Here is a 23,884-nt window from a genome sequence, read left to right on the forward strand (position 1 = left end):
AAGATAATGAAAACACCCATTGCGGGTGTTTTTATTGTTGATTGATTTTTTGAATGGCTTCTTGAGCCGCATGCTGTTCCGCTTCTTTCTTCGAACGTCCAAAACCAATGCCAAACGTTTCATTGTTAAGACGCACCTCTGAAACAAATTCCCGATTATGCGCGGGACCTTTCTCTTGAACGATTTTATAATCGATCGTTCCTATGCCTTCACGTTGAACATATTCTTGCAGTTGACTTTTAAAATCCATCACATGAGAAAAAGCACCTTCGTTTATTTTAGGAACAACATGTTGATCCAAAAATTCGATGACTTTATCAATTCCCTGGTCCAAATACAAAGCACCGATAAACGCTTCAAAAACATCAGCAAGCAGCGCCGGCCTTGTTCTCCCGCCAGTATGTTCTTCTCCCTTGCCTAACAGAACATACTCGCCAAAATGAAGATCGTTTGCGAACTTAACAAGTGACGGTTCACAAACAATCGCCGCGCGAAGCTTCGTTAATTCCCCTTCGCTCATTGTTGGGAATTTCGTATAAAGGTATTGGGAAATCGTTAATTCCAAAACAGCATCTCCCAAAAATTCAAGGCGCTCATTGTCTTCGTGAGGACGTCCCCGATGCTCATTCACATATGATGAATGGGTAAATGCCTGAACGAGCAAGTTCACATTATTAAATGTAATATTGATGCGCTCTTGCACAGGTTCAACCTTTTGTTTTCTTGCCCGGTCATCCATTGTTTTGCGAATATGGTGCTTATATCGGTTTTTCGTATGTTTTTTAATTGACGGTTGTTTTTTTGAATTGGTCATAATTTCCTCCCGCATAAAAACGGCCTGTAAAAAGCCTTAAGGAAATAAAGTCCCGTAACGAATTACGGGACTTTTTGATCTAAACTTATTTGTTGTGGCTGTTTATGTAATTTACAACATCACCAACTGTTGTAATTTTTTCAGCATCCTCATCGGAAATTTCCATATCAAATTCGTCTTCTAATTCCATAACAAGTTCCACAACATCTAAAGAATCCGCACCAAGATCTTCTTTAAAAGAAGCTTCAGGCTTCACTTCTGAAGCGTCAACACCAAGACGGTCAACGACAATCTTTGAAACTCTTTCTAAAACGTCTGCCATGCTTGTCACCTCCTTTCAATAGTATATGTTATTTTTCATAAAAAAACTAGGAAAAATTGCTCTAGCCATCTTGCTAGTTACATTACCATTCCACCGTCAACATGGATCGTTTGCCCTGTAATATAACCGCTGTTGTCTGATGCTAGAAAAACGACAAGCGCGGCGATATCGTCCGGCTGGCCGAAACGGGCAAGCGGAATCGTCTTTAACATTTCAGATTTAACTGTTTCTTCAAGAACATGTGTCATATCGGTTTCGATAAACCCCGGGGCAATGCTATTCACCGTAATGTTTCGGCTTGCCAGCTCTTTTGCAGCCGTCTTCGTCAGGCCAATGACCCCGGCTTTGGCCGCCACATAATTGGCCTGTCCTGGATTGCCAGCCACACCGACGATGGAAGCAATGTTGATAATTCTGCCGCTTCGCTGTTTCATCATTTGGCGGGACACTGCTTTCGTACAAAGGAATACGCCTTTTAAGTTTGTATTGATTACGGCGTCCCATTCTTCTTCCTTCATCCGCATAAGCAAATTATCGCGGGTAATTCCTGCGTTATTTACAAGAATATCGAGTGAACCGAATTCGTCAATCACTTGTTTGATCATACTATTCACTGATTCGCTATTCGAAACATCGGCCTGGATGGCAATAGCCTCCCCGCCATGCGCGCGAATTTCATCGACCACTTCATTTGCCTTTGCTTCACTGCCCGAATAATTTACCGCAATTTTCGCACCTGCTTTCGCAAGGTGGAGCGCGATGGAACGGCCGATGCCGCGAGATGCTCCGGTAACAAGTGCCGTCTTTCCATTTAACATATGTTTATTCTCCCTTCAACTTTTTAACAGCCGCTTCAAGTGTCGCATGATCGCCAATCGGAATTGTAATGGCGCGGCGGTGCACTTTTTTCACAAGTCCTGACAATACTTTGCCCGGACCAATTTCAATAAATGTATCAACACCTAAATCAAGCAATTCTTGAACGGTCTCTTCCCAGCGAACCGGAGAAAAGATTTGCTCGACGAGTTTTTCTTCAATTTCACTTGCTGCCGTTACTGATTTTGCTGTCACGTTCGCGATAACAGGGATATTCGCGTCACGAATTTCAATTTCTTTAAGCACATTATGCATCTTTTCGGCAGCCGGCTTCATTAATGAAGAATGGAAAGGCCCACTCACTTGAAGCGGAATAACTTTCGCCCCCTCTTCCTTTGCTCGTCCGGAGGCAATTTGTACGCCTTCTGCTGTTCCTGAGATGACAATCTGACCCGGACAATTTAAGTTGGCAATTTGAACAACCGTTCCATTTCCCGAAACGTCATCGGTGATCGCTTTAAGCGCTGCTTGATCCATGCCAAGAACTGCTGCCATTGTGCCAACTCCTGCGGGTACAGCTTCTTCCATAAAAAGGCCACGCTGTCTAACAGCATATACCGCATCCTCGAACGAAAGGCTGCCGCTCGCAACAAGGGCCGAATATTCTCCAAGACTATGTCCGGCAGTGAAATCCGCTTGAATCCCATATTGTTTAAGTACTTCTAAAATAGCAATACTTGTTGTTAAAAGGGCAGGCTGCGTATTTTCAGTTAATTTTAATGTTTCATCAGGCCCATTAAAAATTATGGACGATAGCGAAAAACCTAACCTTGCATCCGCCGCATCAAAAATCTTTTTCGCCTCACTAAAAGATTCATAAAGGTCTAATCCCATACCGACAGTCTGCGAACCCTGTCCTGGAAAAAGAAAAGCAATTTTACCCATTATTGTTCCTCCTGGCTTTCTTTTAGTTTCAATTCTTGCATTTTTTCCGTAATGATCGGCACGACATTTTTCTCGACCATTGCTTTTGTTTGGCGGATCGTATGAAAAATTGCATTTTCGTCAGCCGAACCATGCGCCTTAATAACCGGGGCTGCCAGACCGAAAAGAAGTGCCCCGCCATACTCGGAATAATCCATAACTTCTTTGATCGCTTTAAAGCGTGGCTTTAAAAGAAGCGCAGCAAATTTGCTTAAAGCATTCGATGTCAATTCTCTTTTCAATACATTCATGACCATCATCGCTGTGCCTTCCATTGCTTTCAACGTAAGGTTTCCGGCAAACCCGTCACAGACAACGACATCACAAACACCATTGGTTAAATCTCTCGCTTCAACATTACCGATAAAAGAAATGGGGGCCTCTTTCAAAAGTGGAAAAGTAGCCTTGCATAATGCATTTCCCTTTTCATTTTCCGTGCCGACATTCAGCAAACCAACTTTCGGATTTTCGATTCCCCGAACTTGTTCTGCATAAGTTGAACCCATGATCGCATACTGCAGCAGGTGTTCAGGCTTAGCATCCATATTCGCTCCGGCATCGAGCAGCAAAAATCCTCTGCCGTCGATCGTCGGCAACGTTGGAGAAAGAGCCGGGCGATCGACTCCTTTTATTCTCCCTACAACAAACAAGCCGGCAGCCATTAACGCTCCCGTATTTCCGGCCGAAATGCAGGCATCGGCACGTTGTTCTTTCACTTCTTTCGCGCTAAGTATCATTGATGAATTTTTCTTTTGGCGAACAGCACGCACCGGTTCATCATCGCTATTGATTTTTTCATCCGTATGGATAATGTCAATATTTTGAGGGCTTGTTAAATGCCTTTTAATATCAGGTTCGCTCCCGATCAACGTAAATTTCAGATCGGAAAATTCGCGAACAGCTTTCATTACTCCTTTTATAATGACCTCTGGTGCGTGATCTCCACCCATGGCGTCAATTGCAATTCTCATTTATGTATTTCCTTCCTTTGCATCATTTGTGGAGCGGAACATGATAAATTCGCCGGAAAATACTGGCTCTTGATCCACATAACTGGTGACTTCTACGGTTGTCCTGTCTTCTTCGATTTTCAGCACTCTCGCTTTTGCAACAACCCGTTCACCTTCCATGACTTGTCTCATAAAACGAATATTTGCTTTCGCAGTTAAGGCTAACTGATCATTAATAATGGCAACGGCAAGTGAATTGGCCTGAGCAAATAGGTGATGGCCACGTGCAATCTTATTTCGGGAAAACACGTGCTCTTGTTTTATATCAAGAATCGATATGGCTGTTTCATCCAATTGGAGATCGATAATTTCTCCGATCACTTCTTCGATCGAGAGCGCCTTTACTTCATCCAATTGTTTTTGCGCAACATGTTTGATCCGTTCTCTTAATTCAGGAATCGATAGTTCAAGCCTGTCCAGCCGTATCGTTTGTACACTTACCCCGAATTTTTCTGCCAAATCTTCGTCTGTAATAAACGGAGTGTCCTTTATCGTCGTTTTTAATAATGCTTGTCTTTCCTTTTTGCTTCGTCTCATAATTACACCGTCCGAAAAATCTACTATAGAGCATTTAGGAGCAGGTACTAATAGTAGTATATAATAGCAGTTCTTATTATTCAAGAATGTCTTCTTTAATCAAGGCGCTCTCTATTTAATATTCCTTCTTTCTCCATATACTCTCTTAACGGCTTATATTCGGGCTCTATCCAAAAGCGCTCTGAATGTATGAGTTTTGCAGCATCTTGTCTCGCTACTTCAAGAACTCTGTAATCATGAACGATGTCCGCCATTTTAAAATCCGGAAGACCGCTTTGTTTATGGCCAAAAAAATCTCCCGGCCCGCGCAGCTCAAGATCTTTTTCCGAAAGGGCAAAGCCGTCATTTGTTTCAGTCATGATCCTCATCCTTTCTTTCCCCTCATCGGACTTTGGATCGGCAATTAAAAAGCAATACGATTGGTCTCTTCCACGACCTACCCTTCCACGAAGCTGATGAAGCTGCGAAAGGCCGAATCGTTCGGCATCATAAATGACCATAACTGTCGCATTGGGAACATTTACCCCGACTTCCACTACGGTGGTTGAAACAAGAATTTGACATTGGTTTTCAGCAAACTTTTTCATTACTTCTTCTTTTTCTGATGGATGAAGGCGGCCATGCATTAACCCGATTTGGTATGATGTGAAATATTGGCTAAGTTGAAAGTGGACATCAATTGCATTTTGCACATCAAGTTTTTCCGATTCTTCAATAAGAGGACAGATCACATACGCCTGCCTTCCTTTTTTCAGCTCTTTTTCCACAAACGCGAGCACCCGGTCTAAGCTTGTATGCTTCGTCCAATAGGTTTCAATCGTTTTTCTTCCAGCAGGCATTTCATCAATCGTTGAGACATCCATATCGCCAAATACAGAAATCGCAAGCGTTCTTGGAATTGGCGTGGCGGTCATAAACAAGACGTCAGGATCAAGGCCTTTTTCTCTTAAAATCCTCCGCTGGCCAACGCCAAAACGGTGCTGTTCATCTGTAATGACGAGTCCGAGCCGCTTAAATTCGACCTCCTCTTGGATTAACGCATGTGTTCCAACCAATATATCGATTTTGCCATCTGCAAGCTGATCTAAAATTTCGGCTCGTCTTTTGCCTTTAATTGAGCTTGTTAACAATTCTACGGTAATATCATGCCTGGACAAAAGATCGACAAGCGACTGGTAATGCTGTTCGGCCAATATTTCAGTTGGTACCATTAAAGCCCCCTGAAAATGGCTGTTTGCTGCAGCAAATAAACAAATAGCAGCAACTACCGTTTTTCCTGAACCAACATCACCTTGAAGGAGCCGATTCATTCGATAGCTCGATTTGAGGTCGCGCAATATTTCATCTGTGACCCTTTTTTGCGCCTTTGTCAATGGAAAAGGGAGAGATGAAATAAATTCATCCACATTTTCTTTAGAAAAAAGCTTTGCTTCTCCCTTTGATTGCTCTCGATTGACTTTTCTAAACGCTTGCATCTTTAATTGGAACAAAAGTAATTCCTCATAAACCATTCTTCTTCTTGCCTGTTTTAAGATCGTATAATTTTTAGGAAAATGCAGCCAATATAAAGCCCTATTTCTTGGAAGAAGCCGGTATGACTCCAGAAGTTCAGGCGGGAGTAATTCTTCAATATCCCGGCCAAACTGGACGAAACCTTGCTTGATCATTCTCCGTAAGCTCTTCATATGAATCGTTCCTTTAACCGAATAAACCGGATCGATGCTTTCGTCCTGTGGCTGGACGCCGAACTTAACGTCGCTTGCGGTTAGCGTCATCCGATGTATATCCCATTTTCCCGTTACGGTAATCGTCGCTCCGGGGGATAATTGTTTTTTCAAATAGGCACGGTTAAAAAATACGACGGTAATCAAATATCGCCCAACAAGCACTTTAACACTTAATTTTGATTTTTTCCTTGAGTAAAAGGCTAGAGAAGGCTCGCTATGAACCTTCCCTTCTAACGTAGCCTTTTCTTCATGCTTAACATCTCGTAAATCTTTTAACTGATGGTCTTCATAGCGGTATGGTAAATATTCAAGCAAATCCTTGACGGTGGATACTCCTAGTAGTTTCAAATCTTCCGCCTTGCTTTCTCCGATTCCCTGGATGCTTGTTACCGGCAATTGATCGATACTCACTGTTGGTGTATAAACCTCCCTGAAACGTCGGCATTCGCTAGTTGGATATGGCGAAAAAACCTGGTTTTCTATTGCTCTGAATAAATTAAAAATATTCCCCCCCATACTGTAACATATCAGCAAGAGAGAGAATATAGTTTGTTTATTCAACTGAAATAATATAATCGTAAATCGGCTGCTTTCCTGAATGGACTTCCACTTCCAAATCCGGGAACTGTTCTTCTATAAACGATACGAGCTGATCCGTCTGTTCTTCGGTTGCATCTTCCCCTGCAAAAATGGATACAATTTCCGAATCGTCATCAATCATCTGCTTTACTAATTCGATTGCCGCTTTATGTTTTTCTTCTTTTGATGCAATGATTTTGCCGTCTTGAATTCCCATATAATCGCCTTTTTTTATTTCGACGCCTTCTATAGAAGTGTCCCTTACGGCAACCGTGACTTGCCCTGTTTTAACCTCATGTATAGCATTTGCCATTTTGCTTTGATTGGCGGCAGTATTATCTGACGGATTGAAAGCGAGCAATGCCGCAATTCCCTGAGGTATCGTTTTCGTCGGGATGATCACAACTTCCTCATCAACTACGCTCGCCGCTTGTTCTGCAGCCATAATGATATTGCTATTATTCGGCAAGACAAATACGGTTTTTGCATGTGTACCGCTAATTGCACGTGCAATGTCTTCCGTGCTCGGATTCATCGTTTGTCCACCTTCTAATACGCTACTTGCCCCGAGTGATTGAAACAAATCTCGTATCCCGCTCCCCATCGCAACTGTAACGATCCCATACGCTTTCTTTTCTTGCTTGAATGTCGGATCATTCGAACGTTCAGCCGATTCTTGGCCAACGATTGCGCTATGCTGCTCTCTCATATTTTCAATTTTAAGGTTAATAAGGCTACCATAACGTTGTCCAATGTTTAGCATATCGCCCGGTTTTTCAGTATGAATATGCACTTTTACTAATTCATCATCGCTAACGACAAGTAGAGAATCACCGTGTCTGCTTAATTCATTCCGGAAACGTTCTTCGCTAAACGATAATTTGTTTGCTTTATTTTTATCGAGCTTTACCATAAACTCTGTACAATAGCCGTACTGAATATCTTCGGTCTTCATATGTAACTGTGCTTTATGATGCATGCTATTAACCATTTCTTGCATCGATGGAGCGCTATCTGAAACAGCCGGTTCTTTACCTTCCAGTGCGTTTAGAAATCCTTCATAAACAGCTACAAGGCCCTGGCCCCCTGAATCAACAACTCCGACTTCCTTTAAAACAGGCAGCAAGTCGGGTGTCCGATTTAACGATCTTTTGGCTTCTTGAACAATTTCAGACATAACGAGATGAATGTCGTCCGTTTTTTTAGCCATTTTTACGGCATGTCTCGCAGCATCTTTCGCAACCGTAAGAATGGTCCCTTCAATAGGCTTCATTACCGCTTTATAAGCCGTCTCTACTCCGTTTTCAAACGCTCTTGCAAATTCGACCGAGAGAAGAGTTTTTTTGCCTTCAACCGCTTTTGCAAAACCACGAAATAGCTGGGATAAAATGACTCCAGAATTTCCACGCGCCCCCATTAATAGCCCGCGGGAGAAAGCGTTTGCGATAATACCGATCTCAGACGATGGATTGTTTTCAACTTCCTTACTTCCAGCCACAATCGTCAAACTCATATTCGTGCCGGTATCACCGTCTGGAACCGGAAAGACGTTAAGCGCGTCAATCATCGCCCGATTTTTCGCTAAATTTGCTGCTCCCTGTTGAACCATAACGCTAAACTTTTTTCCGTCTAAAACCTTTAAAGACACTAAAGCTTCCTCCTAACGTAACTATGGGGTCGTCACCCTCACACCCTGGACAAAAATATTTACAGAATCAATCGATAATCCTAGCATTTGATCAAGCGTATATTTTACTTTTGTTTGGACATTATGAGCCACTTCAGAAATTTTCGTTCCATAGCTTACGATAATGTACATATCAATATGAATCTCATCTTCTTCTAAACGCACGACAATGCCGCGGGAAAAATTATCACGGCCTAACAGTTCCGTAATTCCATCTTTAATTTGTTTACGGGACGCCATACCCACAATTCCATAACAATCGATTGCTGCACCTCCGCTAATGGCAGCGATAACTTCAGTCGAAATATCAATATGGCCATACTTATTTTTAATTTCTATGGACATGAATAGAACCCCTTTCGTGAAACCATTGATTAACACTCATTTTACTATACAATATGTTTTTTTAAAAGCTACCAGACAGTAAGGATAAAAATATTGTCAAGGATTTTTACTTGAAATACTTAATTTAAACTATTGCATTCTTCCTCCTCTCATGCTACTATTAGTTAGTATTTAACATACTACTGAAGTTTTTTCGATCTGCTGTAATAAAGGAGGTACAACGATTATGGCTCGTAAATGTGTGATCACTGGAAAAGGTCCTAAAACTGGAAATAAGCGTTCTCACGCAATGAACAAATCTAAAAAAAGCTGGGGCGTTAACGTTCAAAAAGTTCGCATTTTAGTAGACGGTAAGCCTAAGCGTGTATACGTTTCTGCTCGCGCACTTAAGTCTGGAAAAGTTGAGCGTGTTTAATAAAAAAACTGTGGCTAGCCACAGTTTTTTTATTAAATGCAAAAAAGCATCCGATTAGAGGATGCTTTTTTGTGTTACCCTTTTTTAATCGATCCTAAGATTGCCCGTATAAATCCTCCTAAAAACTTAGGTAGCTTAATGGTATAAAACTTCATCTTCCCCCTCCTCCAGGCCCTGTATAAATAATAAGACATTCACTACCAATGTATTCTCTTATAAAAAAAGCGTACCAATGGACCTGCCATCTAAGGATGTATTATGAATCACGGCTCTTTATCATCATTAATATGCCGCTTGAGAAAGAATAAGTACCATTTTTCTTTACAAGCTCGTTTGAAATGCAAAGCGTTGATCCTTTTTTAAGCGTTGCATTTTCCAGTGGGTATTTAAACCCGGAAAGGGTAATTCCTTCGACAATATTAGTAAATGCAAGGAAAGAAATATACCGAAAGTATTCATCCCCTTCAATGATGTAGTCACCCGGGGCAAATAATTCAATTTTGTTCTGAGAATCGACAATGCTCATCTTTATGCCGTTTTCCAGTCCTTTTAACAACAGTTGAACATTGACTAACTCATGATCCAATCGTCCCCCCGTTGCCCCGAGCAAAATAATTTCCTGAGGAGTTTGCCCGAACGCCCAGTTAAGCGCAAGCTCCAAATCCGTTTCATTTTTTTCGTCAGGGTAAACAAATGTTGTTATCCCCCGCGCCTCAATCGTTTCTTTTTCCGTACGTGTTATCGAATCAAAGTCACCGAACGCACAAGATGGAGTGATTCTATTTTCCAATAATGTCCACACACCTCTGTCCACTCCGACCCAGACCGTATTTTCCTGTTTTACTTGCGATAAATCCGGCAAACGATGGACCGGCCCTCCGGCCACAATATAAATCATCATGCTGCGCTTGATACTCCCTTATTTGATCCGTGCAAGATTTTTGGAGCTGTGTTAGTAAGAAATAGAAAAGTGATAAGGGTGATCATTGCTACCGGAATCATGTACGATATGTTGTAGAGCAGAGAATAAATGTATGGGTTCATGTTGTCAGGTGCATAGCTTCCAAAAAAGACAACACCGGAAATATAATGGCAAACAAGGCGTAATAAACTGCCGAAAAAAATGCCGAACACAATAGACTTCGTTCGCTGTTTCGTAGTTGCATTTGGAGCTACGGAAAAAAGCCCGGCAAATCCTGCGGCCATGAAAGCCAGCGGGTAATCAAGCAAAATGGAAACAGGATGCGCTCCTGCAATAGGGTTTAAGAGCAGTTGCAAGAGCCCGACAACAAGTCCTGTTAAAAGCCCTCCTTTTAATCCCCTGCGAAAGGCCATTAAGAAAATGGGGATCATTTCTAGTGAAACCGATCCTCCCTGCGCCCATAAACCTCTAAAGCTAATCAGGCCAAGAATGATCGAAAGAGCGGACATAATTGCAACTTCCGCTAAAAAAACGACCCGAGAATTCATGATAAGACCCTCCTAATAAATAACCGGCATATGAAATGCCGGTTGTTTTTATTTTCCGCGAATAGAAGCTATGGCACGCTCTACATCTTCTTTGCCGTAAATGGCGGAACCGGCGACGAGTACATTTGCACCAGCTTCCACGCACAGTTTCGCCGTTTCTGCGTTGACACCGCCATCAACTTCGATGTCAATCGTAAGATTACGTTCACGAGCCATGGTTGCTACCGCTTTGATTTTCGGCAATACGTCATGGATAAACGACTGCCCGCCAAAGCCCGGGTTCACCGTCATTAAGAGCACAAGATCCACATCTTTGAGAACATGTTGAATCGTATCGACAGGAGTAGCCGGATTAATGACGACACCTGGCTTTACGCCAAGTTCTTTAATTAAATGGATCGTACGGTGTAAGTGCGGGCAAGCTTCCACATGAACAGAAAGAATATCGGCACCCGCTTTAACAAACTCCGGAATGTATCGATCGGGATTTTCGATCATTAAATGGACATCCAGCGTTTTCGCTGTTAACGGCCGTATGGCGCTCACAATAAGGGGCCCCATCGTAATATTTGGAACGAAATGGCCATCCATTACATCAATGTGAATATAATCTGCCCCAGCGCTTTCTACTTTTTTAATTTCTTCCCCGAGTTTTGCAAAATCTGCGGAAAGTATGGATGGTGCAACTTTAATCATGTCAGTACCTCCGTTTTTGCTCTTTTATTTCTTGTAAAAATTCCAGGTAATGCTCATATCGGGATGTTGCGATTGCTCCATCCGCCACCGCTTCTTTAACGGCGCATTTAGGCTCTGAACTATGGGTGCAGCCTCTGAATTTACATGATGGCCGCCTGTCCCTCATCTCTGGAAAATAATCCGATAGCTCTTCAGGCTCTATGTTAATAAAATCGAGTGAGCTAAATCCCGGAGTGTCAGCAACAAGGCCTTCCCCGAAAGGAATAAGTTCCACATGCCTTGTCGTATGTTTACCTCTGCCCAATGATTGAGAAATGTCGTTCGTCTCCAAATTCAAATTAGGATTGATCGCATTTAATAAAGACGATTTGCCTACTCCTGACTGGCCGGCAAAAACGGTAATATGATCTTTAAACAGGCTTTTCACTTCATCCATACCGACATGCAGGATTGTCGAAGTGGTTAAAACATGGTATCCCAATTTCTCATATTCTTTAATGTAGTCTTCTATTTCAAGTTTTTTTTCATTGAGAAGGTCAATTTTTGATATACAAATGATCGGTGTAATCTCATTGGCTTCAATATGGACGAGAAAACGGTCAAGTAAAAGCGAACTAAAATCAGGCCGATTGGCGGAAAAAACAAGAATCGCCTGATCGACATTTGATATGGGCGGGCGAATGAGCTCATTTTTCCGTTCTTTTATCTCCAATATATAGCCATCCGTCTCGCTCGATGATTCAAATTCCACCCAGTCACCGACAAGGGGGCTTATTTTTTTCTTGCGGAAATTCCCTCGTCCTCTGCACTGAAATACTGTCCCATCAGATAAAACATAGTAAAATCCTGCAAGTGATTTTATAATTCTGCCTTCACTCATTTTAATCACCGTGTTTCCCTTTAAACTTTCCTTTTTTCACATCTTCATAATCAAATGTTTTAGAAGCCACTTTTTTATCGTTCAAGTAAACGGTATAAGAAGCTTCACCATCAGGCTTAACCGTCAGCGGCAACATATACTCCGTTGTTTCCGTTATATCTTCCTCTTTAAACACGCTGTCTGTGGCATTTGCATCACTGTAGACAATTTTCACATGGAATGTTTTCCCTTTATCTTCATCTGAAACTTCAACTTTTAGTTTATTATTGAACGTAATTTCCTTATCTTTACCATCTGGTTTCGTTTTTTTTTCAGGATCCTCGCCTTTTGAAATCGTCACTTTAATGGTCGACCCTTTTTCAACGCTTGTATAAGGCGATGGCGATTGATTGATGACTTTTCCATTTTCTACTGAATCCGAATACTCATAAGTGAATTCAACTTTAAGACCATTGTTGTCGGTATATTCTTTCACCCTGCTCTGCCACTGATCGTAAAAATTCGGCAATTGGATCGATGGGGCTCCCTTAGATACTCGCAATATAATTGGATCCTCTGATGGATTTACTTTTTCACCCTTTTTAGGCTTTTGTGAAATGATATTATCTTTTGCCACTTCTTCAGATTCAACCGGAACGACTTCAATATTATCCGTGTCATATCCATTCTCGTCCAACAGCTTTTTCGCTGAATCAATATTCATTCCTGTAACATCAAGCATATCTACTTTTTTAAATCCTCTTGAAACATAAAGGGTAATGGAACTTCCTTCTTTTGCGCTCGTCCCTTCACCCGGCGATTGGCTGATAACATGTCCCTGAGCCACTTTATCATCATAACGAATTTTTCGATTGACTTTAAATTTATGCTTTGCAAGTTCGTCAAAAGCATCTTCATATGGTTTATTTACGACATTTGGAACAGTAACTTCTTTAACAGCAAATAAGCTAGGAAAGACGGTAAAAGCAGCAACGGTTGAACCTCCAACTAGCAACACCGCAAGAAGGATGATAAGCCACCATTTTTTCTTCTTTTTCTTCGGTTTTTTCTCGGGCTTATCCGGTTGTTCCTCTATCTTCTCTACTTCAGCACCAGTTGTGTTCGCCTGCGGGCTGGAAATAGGCGTCATAACGCGCGTGACATCCTCTTCCTCATCAAACGATTGCCATTTATTTTCATTGACACGTTCAGGTAGTAGAGCTGTATCTAAGTCTTCAAGCAATTCATCCGCACTTTCATATCGTTGCAACGGATTTTTTGCCAGTGCTTTCAAAATAATATTTTCAACACTTTGAGGAATCTCCGGATTTAATACTCTCGGCTCAGGAATTTCTTCCTGCAAATGTTTTAATGCGACAGAAACAGGAGATTCACCTGTAAATGGAACAGATCCTGTCAACATTTCAAATAAGACAATGCCTAAAGAATAAATATCGGATTTGGCGGTTGCTCCCCCTCCTCTTGCCTGTTCAGGAGAGAAATAATGGACGGAGCCTAAAACCGAATTCGTATGTGTAATCGTAGCGGACGTAATGGCAAGAGCGATGCCAAAATCGGTTACCTTCGCAACTCCCTGTTCGTCTATTAAAATATTATGGGGTTTTATATCCCGATGAATAATCCCATGGCGATGGGCAACAGCCATTGCTGATGCAATCTGTTTGATTATGCGGATTGCTTCATCAACCGGAAGACGGCCATGTTCTTTAATGTAGCCTTTTAATGTTTTCCCCTTCACGTACTCCATAACAATAAAGTACGTATTGTTTTCTTCGCCGACGTCAAAAATATTAACGATATTTGGATGGTCTAAACTTGTCGCAGCTTCTGCTTCCCTTTTAAATCTTCTAATAAATTCTTCATCACTAGAAAACTCCGGCCGGAGAATTTTAACGGCAACATCTCGGTCGAGGATTAAGTCTTTAGCACAATAGACAATGGCCATTCCCCCATCACCGATGATGTCTAGTAATTTATAACGACCACTTATTCTTCTTCCAATCATTTAGCTTCCCTTTCTTGCTCTTCGCGATCATTGGAAATTAGGACAATTGTTATGTTGTCCTCACCTCCAGCTTCATTCGCAAGGCTGACGAGCCGCTCTACTTGTTCATGTATCGTCAATTGGTCGTTATTTAGCATTTCTTCCATCGTTTCTCTAGACACTTTATTCGATAGTCCATCAGAACATAATAAGACAACATCGCCTTTTTCCCATGTAAACGAAAGAAGATCAACATTGATCGTTTCTTCCGTGCCAAGCGCCCGCAAAATCCAATGTTTCCTCGGATGGTTCTCCGCTTCATCTTCAGACAGTTGCCCTGAACGGACAAGTTCATTAACAAGTGTATGATCTTCCGTCATTTTAGTTAATGAACCTTGTTTTAAAAGGTAACAACGACTATCTCCAATATGTAACAATGAAACGGACGCCGGGGTACAAATGGCTGCAACTAAGGTCGTCCCCATTCCATCACATTCTTTATTCTCTTTTGCATGTTGAAACAGCCTCTGATTCGTATCTTCAACCGCATCGAGCAGCCATTTTTCAGCTTTTTCCGGCGTATCAACTTCGCCTAAGTCTGTATCTTTCCACTTTTCATTTAGTAATGAAACCGATTTTGAACTGGCGACGTCTCCCGCCTTATGTCCGCCCATGCCATCTGCAACGATGGCAAGAAAGTGTTCACCTTTCGTGAACACTCCCCCGCTGTCTTCGTTATGCTGCCGTACTTTGCCTGTATCAGTTTTCAGTGCATACTTCATGAAAGTCACCTCGTTTCTTCTTGACGCTCCTTGGCCCGGAGCTGCCCGCAGGCCGCATCAATGTCATGCCCTTGCTCGCGGCGAATCGTAGCATTTACCCCGCGTTTTTTTAGCGTCTCGAGAAATTTAAAAATTTGCTTCCTCGGTGTCCTGACATAGTTGCGTTCCGGAACATAGTTGACTGGAATTAAATTGACATGGCATTTTACATTTTTAATTAATTCAGCCAATTCTTCCGCATGTTCAACCTGGTCATTGACGCCGCCGAATAGACCGTACTCAAAAGAGACACGTCTTCCCGTTTTTTTAATATAATATCGAATCGCATCCATTAACTCATTTAAAGGATACAAACGATTAACTGGCATAAGCTTGCTTCGGAGCTCTGTATTCGGTGCATGGAGGGAAATCGCAAAATTAATTTGCATTTCCTGGTCAGCAAATTGATAAATGGCTGGTACAATTCCACTCGTCGAAACCGTAATATGCCGGGCCCCGATGTTTAAGCCTTTATCATGGTTAACGATCTTTAAAAACTTTAGCATCCCGTCAAAATTATCAAACGGTTCACCGATGCCCATAATGACGATTGAATCGACCCGTTCATTCGTTTCGTCCAATGCCCGTTGCACTTGAAGGACTTGTGAAACAATTTCCCCGGCGTGCAGGTTTCTTTTTAGGCCTCCAAGTGTTGATGCACAAAATGTACAGCCAAGACGACATCCTACCTGTGTTGTCACACAAACGCTGTTGCCGTAGTTATGGCGCATTAATACGGTTTCAATCGAATAACCGTCTTGCAATTCAAATAAAAATTTGATCGTTCCATCCGATGATTCCTGGCGAACGACTTCTTTCATCGGCTCAATATAAAAAACATCTTGCAGCTTTTCTCTTAATCCTTTTGGCAAATTGGTCATTTCATCATACGATGTGACACGTTTTGTGTATAACCAATCAAAAATTTGAGCCGCTCTGAATTTTGGTTCATGAATATCTTCGAGCCAATTTTGTAAATCCGAAAGCTCCAATGAAAAAATGGAAGGTTTAATATCCGGATTCGCCTGTTTTTCACTTAATGGTTTCAGCATGCCAACTCACCACCTATTGTCTTTTCTCGCTTTTTTTAAAGCATGCTAAGTAAAAGCCGTCGCTGTTAAAATAATGGGGCAAAATTTGCACCTGGGCTTTTCCCGCTTTTACATAGGGCTGCAACGGTTCTGGAAGTCTTTTAATAAATGCTTCATCCCAGCTGAATTCCGGATGTTCATTCAGAAATTGAACTGCCATCTGTTCATTCTCTTCTTTATCGATCGTACATGTACTATATAATAATAGACCCCCGGGCTTCAGAAGACCAGCGACTTTATCTAAAATCTCTCGTTGAATATCGGTAATTCTTTCAACATCTGATTCTTTTTTCGTCCATTTTAAATCAGGCTTCTTCCGAATAACACCAAATCCTGTGCAAGGAGCATCGACTAAAATGCGATCAAATGATTCCGGTTCAAATACATCAGGCGCCTTTCGTGCATCTAACGCTTTCGCTTCAACATTCGTTAAATGAAGGCGACTTTTTAGTTCAAGGATGAGCTTCACTTTATGTGGATGAAGGTCAAGCGCAATCACTTCACCTGAATGATTTAACAATTCTGCGATATGCGTCGTTTTCCCTCCCGGAGCGGAACATGCATCCAAAATTTTTTGCCCTTGTTTAACATCGAGCGCCGGGGCAACGAGCATCGAACTTTCATCCTGAATCGTCAATAGCCCTTTTTTATAACTTTCTGATTGGGGGAGGCTGCCTTTTACAATTTTAATAGCACTCGGGGAAAGTTCTCCACGACTTGCGATAACCCCTTCGTTTTCCAACAATTTGATGGCCTCTTCCCTTGTCGTTTGGTTGCTGTTGACTCTTGCTGCAACCGGTGCCGGGATTGTATTTATTTGGCACATCTGAATTGTTTCTTCTTCTCCATACTGCTTGATCCATCGTTTCACCAGCCAGCGTGGAGTGCTATATTCAAGGGCGATACGGTCGAGTTTATCGTCGATCTCTTTAAAACTTCTGACCCCTTCTCGCTGAATTTTTCTAAGGACACCATTGACGAATGACGCAATTCCTTTATGGCCGCGTCTTTTTGCAATTTCGACGGCCTCGTTCAAGATCGCATGGTCGGGAATTCTGTCTAAATAATGCATTTGGTACAACGACATGCGAAGCAATACGAGCACCCAGCGGTCGACCTTGTCCATCCCTTTTTTAATGAACGGCGTAAGAAAGAAATCAAGCGTGTTTTTTCTTTGAATGGTTCCATAGACAAGTTCGGTTAAAAGTCCAATGTCAGTTTTGCTTAACTCGCTCTTCTTGATCGACTGGTTAAGCAGGAGGTTGCTGTAGGCCTGGTTTTGTTCAATTTTAATAAGGATATCAAGGGCAATGTTTCTTGCACTATTTTTCAAAAGATTCACCTAACTTTGTTCCAATGGATAAATTTGCACCTTGTAGAAACTGCTTTGCCGCCATTCTTTTTTTGCCGGCCGGTTGCAATTCCGTTACGAGTATCGCCGTTTTGTTTCCGGAGGCAACGACAAAACCGTCATTTTGGATTTCTACAATCGTGCCGGGTTCCATCGGTTCCTTCCGCTTAACTTTTAATCCCTGCCATATTTTTAGCGGTTTACCGTTTAAGCTAGTATAAGCGACAGGCCATGGATTTAACCCGCGGATTTGATTGTAAATATCTTCGCCATCTTTCCCCCAGTCAATTTTCTCCTGCTCCCTGGAAATATTGCTGGCAAATGTCGCTTTCTCATCGTCCTGCTTTACCGGACGTATCTTTCCTTCGATAAGGTCAGGTATTGTTTGCGATAATAATTTTGCCCCGGCCGCGCTAAGTTTATCATGCATCGTACCGACAGTGTCAACCTCTTCAATCGGAACGACAACTTGAGTGAGAATATCTCCGGCATCCAGCTTTTCGACCATATACATGATCGTAACACCTGTTTCTTTTTTTCCATCGATAATGCATTGATGAATCGGCGCTCCGCCTCTATATTCCGGAAGCAAAGAGGCATGTACGTTAATGCAGCCATATTTGGGAGCTTCCAATACCGCCTTCGGCAAAATTTGCCCATATGCCGCCGTCACGATCAAATCTGGCTTTAATTGAATGATTTCTTCATATTCTTCCCTTAATTTCCGCGGTTGATAAACAGGAATTTGATGACGCAAAGCTTCTTCTTTTACAGGTGTCGGTTTAATGATCTTTTTGCGCCCCTGCGGCTTGTCCGGCTGTGTGACAACCGCCTGCAGTTCATAGCCATCCATAACTAATTGGCGTAATATAGGGACGGAAAAATCCGGTGTTCCCATAAAAACAATTTTCACTCCAGGCACCTACCTTTCTCGTTCCAATTCTTCTTCTGTATAAAATTTTGTCACTTTTGTCGTAAATAAAATACCGCCTAAGTGGTCGATTTCATGTTGAAGGGCTCGCGCTAAAAAACCTTCCGCCTTTAAAATAAATTCTTCGCCAAAACGGTTTTGCGCTTTAACCGTTACCTTTTGCGCCCTCGTTACATCCCCAAATAAACCGGGAAAGCTTAAGCATCCCTCTATTCCGGTTTGTTCTCCTTCCCTTTCGGTAATCGTAGGATTGATCATTTCAATTTGCCCATTGTCATCACCGATATCGACAACGGCGATTTGCTGGCCAATCCCGATTTGCGGAGCGGCAAGGCCTACACCTTCCGCCTCATACATCGTTTCAAACATATCGTCTAACAATCGGTGTAATTCATTATTAAATTCTGCTACTGGCTTGCATTCTTTTTCTAAAATATCATTTGGATGACAAACGATGTCTCTTACTGCCATTTAAAAACTCTCCATTCATTATTAATCACTGAGATGCTACATCATATTTAGTGCATTCATATCGATTGATAGTTGCAATTCGCCGGATGAAATTTCACGCTGATAGTGATGAATCAGGTCAGAAAAATATTCATCCAGCCGCGGTTCATTTCTGTATTTTACCATGACTGCATACCGATATCTATCTTTAATGCGCGAAAGTGGCGATGCAACAGGACCGAGCACGATCGTTTCGTTCGTCATCTGGCGTTTTAAAAATGCCGCGATTTTTTCACTTACACTAACAACCTTCATTAAATCCGGATGAGAAATCGTCACTAAACTTAAATAGTAGTATGGCGGGTATTGATGGGCTTTTCTTATTCCCATTTCTTTTTTGTAAAAAGATAGATAGTCGTGTTCGGCAGCAAGTTGAATGCTGTAATGGGAACACGTATAGCTTTGAATGACAACTTCCCCTTTTAACGCGTGCCTGCCCGCTCGCCCGCTTACCTGGGTTAACAACTGAAACGTTTTTTCTGAAGCCCGAAAATCCGGCAGATGGAGCATCGTATCCGCTGCCAGTACACCGACGAGCGTAACTTTAGGAAAATCAAGCCCTTTAGCAATCATTTGTGTGCCGAGAAGTATATTGGCCGCACCGCTACCAAATTCATTCAGCAGCTTTTCATGGCTTCCTTTCCGGGATGTTGTATCAACATCCATCCGAATGACTTTCGCCTCTGGCAAAATTTTGGCCAATTCTTCTTCAACCTTTTGCGTCCCTGTTCCAAAAAAACGGATATGTTCACTATAACAGGACGGACAGACAGAAGGCATTCCTTCCTGATAACCGCAATAATGACATTTTAATAGATGGTGTTTTTTATGATAGGTTAATGAAATATCACAGTGCGGGCAGCCTGCTACATAGCCGCAATCACGGCATAAAACAAAGGTAGAATAGCCGCGGCGATTAAGAAGCAGTACAGATTGTTCCCCTTTTTCGATCCGCTCGGAGAGCTTGCTATAAAGCTCTCGTGAAAACATCGAACGGTTTCCCGCGCGCAGCTCTTCCCGCATATCTATTACTGAAACGGCAGGAAGTTCTCTATTATTTACACGTTCTTTCAATTCACATAAGGTATAAACGTTTCTTTGCGCCCGCGCATAGCTCTCTAATGAAGGAGTGGCACTTCCTAAAACGACCGGACATTGATGAAACTTTCCTCGCCAAATGGCCACATCTCTGGCATGATAACGCGGATTTTCTTCCTGTTTGTAACTCGATTCATGTTCTTCATCGATAATAATCAATCCAAGATTTTCAAACGGCGCAAATACAGCTGACCTTGCCCCGACCACGACGGACACTTCTTTACGATGAATCTTCCGCCATTCATCATACTTTTCACCGATGGATAATCCGCTATGCAATACAGCAACATGTGAACCGAACCGCTCCTTAAAACGGGTGACCATTTGTGGCGTTAACGCGATTTCCGGCACGAGCACGATCGCTTCTTTCCCTTTAGTTATTGCTTCTTGTATCGATTGCAAATAAATTTCTGTTTTCCCGCTTCCCGTCACCCCATGAATGAGCAGCGTTTCATGCTTACCGTTTTCGATGTTTCGTAAAATCGGTTGAATGGCCTTTTGCTGTTCTGTCGTAAGCATCAGCGGTTTTGAAGGATGATAGTTTTTATCATACGGGTTTCGGTAGACTTCCTGTTCAACTAAAACAAGAAACCCTTTTTTCACCATCGCCTGAATCGTCGATCGTGTCGTATCAAACATATCGATCAAATCACCGATCGGAACAGCTTCATTATGACTTAAAAAGTAGTTTAATATTTCTTTTTGTTTTAAAGCCTGTTTCATTAAAGAATCCAAGTAACGTTCGATTTCTTTACGGCCGCCATTGGCTTTCACTAGCTTTACCGTTTTTACCGCTGCTTTATCTTTTATTTGATAAATGACTTCAAGCTTTTTTTCTTTTACGAGTTTTTGAAAGAGCGAAAGAGGCGATGGCGTTACCGATAATACATCTTCTAAAGGTACACTCTTTCGATGTTTAAACCATTCGCTTATTTCAGCCGGCAGGCTTTCATTTTCATTTAGCAAGCGAAATTCTTTCTTGTACGTCGCCTTCATAGCTGAAGGAAGCATCACTTGATAAGCGGAAATTAAAAAGCAAAGGGTTTCTTTTGCGAGCCATTTTCCTAACTCGATTAGTTCTTCTGTTAAAACAGGTACAGGATCCAGGAGTTCATTAATTTCTTTCAGCCGCTTTGCCTCCGACTTCCCGCAAAGTTCGATGACAAACCCTTGCAGTTTTCTCGGTCCAAACGGAACGACGACTCTCATTCCCGGTTGGATCGTATCCGTCCATTTTTCAGGAACCTTGTAGTCAAACGAGCGATTGACCGTATTTGCCGGAACATCGACGATGACTTTCGCAATCATTTGGCCATCAAATCCAATATTTCTCGCAACAATCGATGAGCAACTTCTTCTTTACTTAATAGCGGAAATTTTTTCATCTCACCATCTTTTCTTATGATGGTCACTTCGTTTGTTTCCGTTCCAAACCCGGAACCAGGGCTAGCCACATTATTGGCAACAATCATATCCAGATTTTTCCGCTCGAGCTTGTCCTTTGCATATTCTTCAACATTATCTGTTTCTGCGGCAAAGCCAACAAGAATCTGGTGCTGCTTATTTCTTCCCAGGGCATGCAAAATGTCGACTGTTTTCTCCATTTCAATCGTCCAGCCTTCATTTTTTTTCTTCACTTTTTCCTGATATTTTACTTTTGGCGTATAATCGGCAACGGCCGCGCATTTTATGACAATATCCTGTTTCTCATATCGTTCCATTACAGCATGATACATGTCTTCCGTTGAAGTGACCGATACGAGCTCGACTCCTTCAGGCGCCTTTAGCGCTGTCGGACCGCTCACTAAAGTGACATCCGCCCCGAGTTCGCGGGCCGCGCGGGCAATTGCATAGCCCATTTTTCCGGACGAATGGTTCGTAAAATACCGGACGGGATCAACCTCTTCACGCGTTGGCCCTGCCGTTACGAGAAGATGTTTTCCTTGTAAAGGCAAATCCGGTTTCTTCATAAAAAAGGAATCGATTGCCTCGATGATCTCTTCCGGCTCCGCTAATCTCCCTTTTCCAATATACCCACAGGCAAGAAGCCCTTCGCCAGGTTCGATAAATTGGTAGCCAAAAGAAGCAAGGGTTTGCATATTTTTTACAACGGCAGGATGAGTATACATATGAACGTTCATGGCAGGAGCGATGAAAACTGGTGCCGTACTTGCCGTCAAAGTTGTTGTGATCATATCATCAACGATTCCATTGGCCAGCTTCCCAATTATATTTGCAGTAGCCGGAGCGATAACAATTAAATCCGCCCAATCGGCTAAATCAATGTGGGCGATTACGTCAGGCCTTCTTTCTTCAAATGTATTTGTATATACTTCATTACGTGACAAGGTTTGAAAGGTAAGGGGAGTGATAAACTCTTGCGCTGATTCACTCATCATCACTTTTACCTCGTAACCTTTTTTATATAAGTGGCTTGTAATGGTCGCTGCTTTATAAGCGGCTATTCCACCGGTTACGCATAATAAGATTCGTTTCCCCTTCATTTCCATAGCAGACCGCCTCCATTGATTCATTCATCATCTTAAAAAAATAACAACCTATAACTAGGTTGTTATTTTTCTTGCTCCTTCTTTTTCACCGACAATAATCCAGCATTAATCTCTTCTAATGCTTTTCCGACATATTTATGAGAGACTGGCTTTTCGATCAAACTGTTAGAGTATTTTTGAATTTCCCTTGCTCTTTTTGAAGAGAGCGTAACAAGGGAATATTTGGAATCAATTCTTTCCATTAACTTATCGATCGATGGATAAAGCATGTTATTCAACTCCTAATAAATTTTTATAGCGGTTCGTCACACGATCCACACGACAATGCTCGGTCGTGATAATGGCTTTAATCCGGTTGCATGCACATTCTACTTCATCATTGACAACAGAATAATCGTAATGCTGCATCATCTCAATTTCTTCTCTTGCCACTTTCATTCGATTGCTGATTAAGTCTTCAGTCTCCGTCCCCCGGCCGACAATCCGATTGCGCAACTCTTCCAGGCTCGGCGGAGTGAGGAAAATAAACACGCCTTCTGGAAAAGCCTTTTTTACTTGAAGTGCGCCTTGAACTTCGATTTCAAGCAAGACATCTTTTCCTTCATCCAGCGTTTTTTTCACATACTCAATTGGCGTACCGTAATAGTTCCCGACATATTCCGCCCATTCAAGCAGTTCATTGTTCTGAATCATTTGTTGAAATTCTTCATGTGTTTTAAAAAAGTAATCTACTCCGTGCTTCTCTCCGGCGCGAGGCTTTCTCGTCGTTGCCGACACTGAGTAGTTAACTTCAATGTTCTGCGCCCGTAATGCTTTGCAAATCGTACCTTTACCAACTCCGGAAGGACCTGAAAGCACGAACAATATGCCGCGTTCTGTATTCATATAAACCTCCTAAAACAACCTTCCATTCCTTAGTCCTCGGTGCCTTCTTCAATTGAAAGCAAGCGTTGTGCTACCGTTTCCGGTTGAACAGCGGTTAAAATGACATGATCACTGTCGGTTATAATAACAGCTCTTGTCCTCCGTCCATATGTCGCATCGATTAACATATTCCCGTCTCTAGCCATCGTTATTAATCGTTTAATTGGTGCAGATTCTGGACTGACGACTGAAACGATGCGGTGAGCTGCAACAATATTTCCATATCCTATATTTATTAATTTCATAAAATAACCGCCCCTAACCCTGGTAGTTCTATTCTAACCATTTCCTGTCCGAGCCATAATCTATGTATATGAAAAACGTTTGTCCGCACCCTGATTGCTTTCATTTTACCATACCATTATGTAATTCTAAACAATTT

At 42.1% G+C, this 23,884-nt stretch carries 26 protein-coding genes; 1 reads left to right on the top strand and 25 read right to left on the bottom strand.

Annotated features, from left to right (window positions below; translation table 11 throughout):
* Positions 1-31: 31 nt before the first annotated feature.
* The 9 genes from rnc to H538_RS0100735 form a co-directional block, all read right to left on the bottom strand.
* A complete protein-coding gene (gene rnc / locus H538_RS0100695) occupies positions 32-739 on the bottom strand; it encodes a ribonuclease III (protein WP_035349844.1) in 708 nt (235 codons plus the stop codon).
* Positions 740-899: 160 nt separating this feature from the next.
* A complete protein-coding gene (gene acpP, locus H538_RS0100700; RefSeq protein WP_026675904.1) occupies positions 900-1,136 on the bottom strand; it encodes an acyl carrier protein in 237 nt (78 codons plus the stop codon).
* Positions 1,137-1,213: 77 nt separating this feature from the next.
* Entirely contained in the window at positions 1,214-1,954 is a 741-nt protein-coding gene (gene fabG, locus H538_RS0100705; protein ID WP_026675905.1) for a 3-oxoacyl-[acyl-carrier-protein] reductase, read from the bottom strand.
* Between the two features lie 4 nt (positions 1,955-1,958).
* The gene (fabD, locus tag H538_RS0100710) at positions 1,959-2,897 is read right to left on the bottom strand and encodes an ACP S-malonyltransferase (protein WP_026675906.1); all 939 of its coding nucleotides are present in this window, start codon (positions 2,895-2,897) and stop codon (positions 1,959-1,961) included.
* The gene (gene plsX, locus H538_RS0100715) at positions 2,897-3,907 is read right to left on the bottom strand and encodes a phosphate acyltransferase PlsX (protein ID WP_026675907.1); all 1,011 of its coding nucleotides are present in this window, start codon (positions 3,905-3,907) and stop codon (positions 2,897-2,899) included. The genes fabD and plsX overlap by 1 nt, the downstream gene beginning before the upstream one ends.
* Positions 3,908-4,483: a transcription factor FapR gene (fapR, locus tag H538_RS0100720; RefSeq protein WP_026675908.1), complete on the bottom strand. Its 576-nt coding sequence runs from the start codon at positions 4,481-4,483 to the stop codon at positions 3,908-3,910.
* Positions 4,484-4,578: 95 nt separating this feature from the next.
* On the bottom strand, positions 4,579-6,621 hold the full coding sequence (gene recG, locus H538_RS0100725) for an ATP-dependent DNA helicase RecG (RefSeq protein WP_026675909.1): 2,043 nt from the start codon (positions 6,619-6,621) through the stop codon (positions 4,579-4,581).
* A gap of 142 nt (positions 6,622-6,763) precedes the next feature.
* Positions 6,764-8,437 carry a DAK2 domain-containing protein gene (locus H538_RS0100730; protein WP_026675910.1) on the bottom strand — a complete coding sequence of 558 codons (1,674 nt, stop codon included), beginning with the start codon at positions 8,435-8,437 and terminating at the stop codon, positions 6,764-6,766.
* A 21-nt stretch (positions 8,438-8,458) separates the two neighbouring features.
* Positions 8,459-8,821: an Asp23/Gls24 family envelope stress response protein gene (locus H538_RS0100735; protein ID WP_026675911.1), complete on the bottom strand. Its 363-nt coding sequence runs from the start codon at positions 8,819-8,821 to the stop codon at positions 8,459-8,461.
* Between the two features lie 226 nt (positions 8,822-9,047).
* Between H538_RS0100735 and rpmB the strand changes: the two genes are divergently transcribed.
* The gene (gene rpmB, locus H538_RS0100740) at positions 9,048-9,236 is read left to right on the top strand and encodes a 50S ribosomal protein L28 (RefSeq protein ID WP_026675912.1); all 189 of its coding nucleotides are present in this window, start codon (positions 9,048-9,050) and stop codon (positions 9,234-9,236) included.
* Positions 9,237-9,310: 74 nt separating this feature from the next.
* On the opposite strand, the gene spoVM is transcribed toward rpmB, so the two are convergent.
* From spoVM to remA, 16 genes are all read right to left on the bottom strand, one after another.
* Positions 9,311-9,391 (bottom strand): stage V sporulation protein SpoVM, encoded by an 81-nt coding sequence (gene spoVM, locus H538_RS22815; protein ID WP_035349723.1) that lies wholly within the window; start codon positions 9,389-9,391, stop codon positions 9,311-9,313.
* A 101-nt stretch (positions 9,392-9,492) separates the two neighbouring features.
* On the bottom strand, positions 9,493-10,137 hold the full coding sequence (locus tag H538_RS0100750) for a thiamine diphosphokinase (RefSeq protein WP_026675913.1): 645 nt from the start codon (positions 10,135-10,137) through the stop codon (positions 9,493-9,495).
* Entirely contained in the window at positions 10,134-10,706 is a 573-nt protein-coding gene (gene thiT, locus H538_RS0100755; protein ID WP_035349724.1) for an energy-coupled thiamine transporter ThiT, read from the bottom strand. The genes H538_RS0100750 and thiT overlap by 4 nt, the downstream gene beginning before the upstream one ends.
* Before the next feature lie 48 nt (positions 10,707-10,754).
* Positions 10,755-11,402, bottom strand: coding sequence for a ribulose-phosphate 3-epimerase (gene rpe / locus H538_RS0100760; RefSeq protein ID WP_026675915.1), 648 nt, complete (start codon positions 11,400-11,402; stop codon positions 10,755-10,757).
* Between the two features lies 1 nt (position 11,403).
* Positions 11,404-12,282 carry a ribosome small subunit-dependent GTPase A gene (rsgA, locus tag H538_RS0100765; RefSeq protein ID WP_026675916.1) on the bottom strand — a complete coding sequence of 293 codons (879 nt, stop codon included), beginning with the start codon at positions 12,280-12,282 and terminating at the stop codon, positions 11,404-11,406.
* 1 nt (position 12,283) lies between these two features.
* A complete protein-coding gene (gene pknB / locus H538_RS0100770) occupies positions 12,284-14,287 on the bottom strand; it encodes a Stk1 family PASTA domain-containing Ser/Thr kinase (RefSeq protein ID WP_026675917.1) in 2,004 nt (667 codons plus the stop codon).
* Complete coding sequence (locus H538_RS0100775; protein WP_026675918.1) at positions 14,284-15,048, bottom strand: Stp1/IreP family PP2C-type Ser/Thr phosphatase; 765 nt, start codon at positions 15,046-15,048, stop codon at positions 14,284-14,286. Before H538_RS0100775 ends, pknB begins: the two co-directional genes overlap by 4 nt.
* A 5-nt stretch (positions 15,049-15,053) precedes the next feature.
* On the bottom strand, positions 15,054-16,139 hold the full coding sequence (rlmN, locus tag H538_RS0100780; RefSeq protein ID WP_026675919.1) for a dual-specificity RNA methyltransferase RlmN: 1,086 nt from the start codon (positions 16,137-16,139) through the stop codon (positions 15,054-15,056).
* Between the two features lie 13 nt (positions 16,140-16,152).
* Positions 16,153-17,511 carry a 16S rRNA (cytosine(967)-C(5))-methyltransferase RsmB gene (gene rsmB, locus H538_RS0100785; protein ID WP_026675920.1) on the bottom strand — a complete coding sequence of 453 codons (1,359 nt, stop codon included), beginning with the start codon at positions 17,509-17,511 and terminating at the stop codon, positions 16,153-16,155.
* Positions 17,501-18,427 carry a methionyl-tRNA formyltransferase gene (gene fmt, locus H538_RS0100790; RefSeq protein WP_035349848.1) on the bottom strand — a complete coding sequence of 309 codons (927 nt, stop codon included), beginning with the start codon at positions 18,425-18,427 and terminating at the stop codon, positions 17,501-17,503. Before fmt ends, rsmB begins: the two co-directional genes overlap by 11 nt.
* 24 nt (positions 18,428-18,451) lie before the next feature.
* The gene (gene def / locus H538_RS0100795; protein ID WP_026675922.1) at positions 18,452-18,931 is read right to left on the bottom strand and encodes a peptide deformylase; all 480 of its coding nucleotides are present in this window, start codon (positions 18,929-18,931) and stop codon (positions 18,452-18,454) included.
* Between the two features lie 36 nt (positions 18,932-18,967).
* Positions 18,968-21,376 carry a primosomal protein N' gene (priA, locus tag H538_RS0100800; protein WP_026675923.1) on the bottom strand — a complete coding sequence of 803 codons (2,409 nt, stop codon included), beginning with the start codon at positions 21,374-21,376 and terminating at the stop codon, positions 18,968-18,970.
* Positions 21,373-22,578: a bifunctional phosphopantothenoylcysteine decarboxylase/phosphopantothenate--cysteine ligase CoaBC gene (coaBC, locus tag H538_RS0100805; protein WP_026675924.1), complete on the bottom strand. Its 1,206-nt coding sequence runs from the start codon at positions 22,576-22,578 to the stop codon at positions 21,373-21,375. Before coaBC ends, priA begins: the two co-directional genes overlap by 4 nt.
* Before the next feature lie 62 nt (positions 22,579-22,640).
* A complete protein-coding gene (gene rpoZ / locus H538_RS0100810) occupies positions 22,641-22,847 on the bottom strand; it encodes a DNA-directed RNA polymerase subunit omega (protein ID WP_026675925.1) in 207 nt (68 codons plus the stop codon).
* Position 22,848: 1 nt separating this feature from the next.
* Positions 22,849-23,463, bottom strand: coding sequence for a guanylate kinase (gene gmk / locus H538_RS0100815; RefSeq protein WP_026675926.1), 615 nt, complete (start codon positions 23,461-23,463; stop codon positions 22,849-22,851).
* Between the two features lie 29 nt (positions 23,464-23,492).
* Positions 23,493-23,747: an extracellular matrix/biofilm regulator RemA gene (remA, locus tag H538_RS0100820; protein WP_026675927.1), complete on the bottom strand. Its 255-nt coding sequence runs from the start codon at positions 23,745-23,747 to the stop codon at positions 23,493-23,495.
* Between the last annotated feature and the right edge of the window lie 137 nt (positions 23,748-23,884).

The sequence above is a fragment of the Fictibacillus gelatini DSM 15865 genome (assembly GCF_000430745.1).
Taxonomy (GTDB): Bacteria; Bacillota; Bacilli; order Bacillales; family Fictibacillaceae; genus Fictibacillus_A; species Fictibacillus_A gelatini.

Coding starts and splice junctions, on each gene's coding strand:
- rsgA (WP_026675916.1), bottom strand. CDS start 12,282: ATGAGTGAAGGCAGAATTATAAAATCACTTGCAGGATTTTACTATGTT.
- fapR (WP_026675908.1), bottom strand. CDS start 4,483: ATGAGACGAAGCAAAAAGGAAAGACAAGCATTATTAAAAACGACGATA.
- priA (WP_026675923.1), bottom strand. CDS start 21,376: ATGATTGCGAAAGTCATCGTCGATGTTCCGGCAAATACGGTCAATCGC.
- fmt (WP_035349848.1), bottom strand. CDS start 18,427: ATGGGAACACCGGATTTTTCCGTCCCTATATTACGCCAATTAGTTATG.
- rpe (WP_026675915.1), bottom strand. CDS start 11,402: ATGATTAAAGTTGCACCATCCATACTTTCCGCAGATTTTGCAAAACTC.
- H538_RS0100775 (WP_026675918.1), bottom strand. CDS start 15,048: ATGAAGTATGCACTGAAAACTGATACAGGCAAAGTACGGCAGCATAAC.
- fabG (WP_026675905.1), bottom strand. CDS start 1,954: ATGTTAAATGGAAAGACGGCACTTGTTACCGGAGCATCTCGCGGCATC.
- remA (WP_026675927.1), bottom strand. CDS start 23,747: ATGAAATTAATAAATATAGGATATGGAAATATTGTTGCAGCTCACCGC.
- rpoZ (WP_026675925.1), bottom strand. CDS start 22,847: ATGCTTTATCCATCGATCGATAAGTTAATGGAAAGAATTGATTCCAAA.
- pknB (WP_026675917.1), bottom strand. CDS start 14,287: ATGATTGGAAGAAGAATAAGTGGTCGTTATAAATTACTAGACATCATC.
- plsX (WP_026675907.1), bottom strand. CDS start 3,907: ATGAGAATTGCAATTGACGCCATGGGTGGAGATCACGCACCAGAGGTC.
- thiT (WP_035349724.1), bottom strand. CDS start 10,706: ATGAATTCTCGGGTCGTTTTTTTAGCGGAAGTTGCAATTATGTCCGCT.
- gmk (WP_026675926.1), bottom strand. CDS start 23,463: ATGAATACAGAACGCGGCATATTGTTCGTGCTTTCAGGTCCTTCCGGA.
- rlmN (WP_026675919.1), bottom strand. CDS start 16,139: ATGCTGAAACCATTAAGTGAAAAACAGGCGAATCCGGATATTAAACCT.
- rnc (WP_035349844.1), bottom strand. CDS start 739: ATGGATGACCGGGCAAGAAAACAAAAGGTTGAACCTGTGCAAGAGCGC.
- acpP (WP_026675904.1), bottom strand. CDS start 1,136: ATGGCAGACGTTTTAGAAAGAGTTTCAAAGATTGTCGTTGACCGTCTT.
- H538_RS0100750 (WP_026675913.1), bottom strand. CDS start 10,137: ATGATGATTTATATTGTGGCCGGAGGGCCGGTCCATCGTTTGCCGGAT.
- rpmB (WP_026675912.1), top strand. CDS start 9,048: ATGGCTCGTAAATGTGTGATCACTGGAAAAGGTCCTAAAACTGGAAAT.
- def (WP_026675922.1), bottom strand. CDS start 18,931: ATGGCAGTAAGAGACATCGTTTGTCATCCAAATGATATTTTAGAAAAA.
- spoVM (WP_035349723.1), bottom strand. CDS start 9,391: ATGAAGTTTTATACCATTAAGCTACCTAAGTTTTTAGGAGGATTTATA.
- coaBC (WP_026675924.1), bottom strand. CDS start 22,578: ATGGAAATGAAGGGGAAACGAATCTTATTATGCGTAACCGGTGGAATA.
- fabD (WP_026675906.1), bottom strand. CDS start 2,897: ATGGGTAAAATTGCTTTTCTTTTTCCAGGACAGGGTTCGCAGACTGTC.
- H538_RS0100735 (WP_026675911.1), bottom strand. CDS start 8,821: ATGTCCATAGAAATTAAAAATAAGTATGGCCATATTGATATTTCGACT.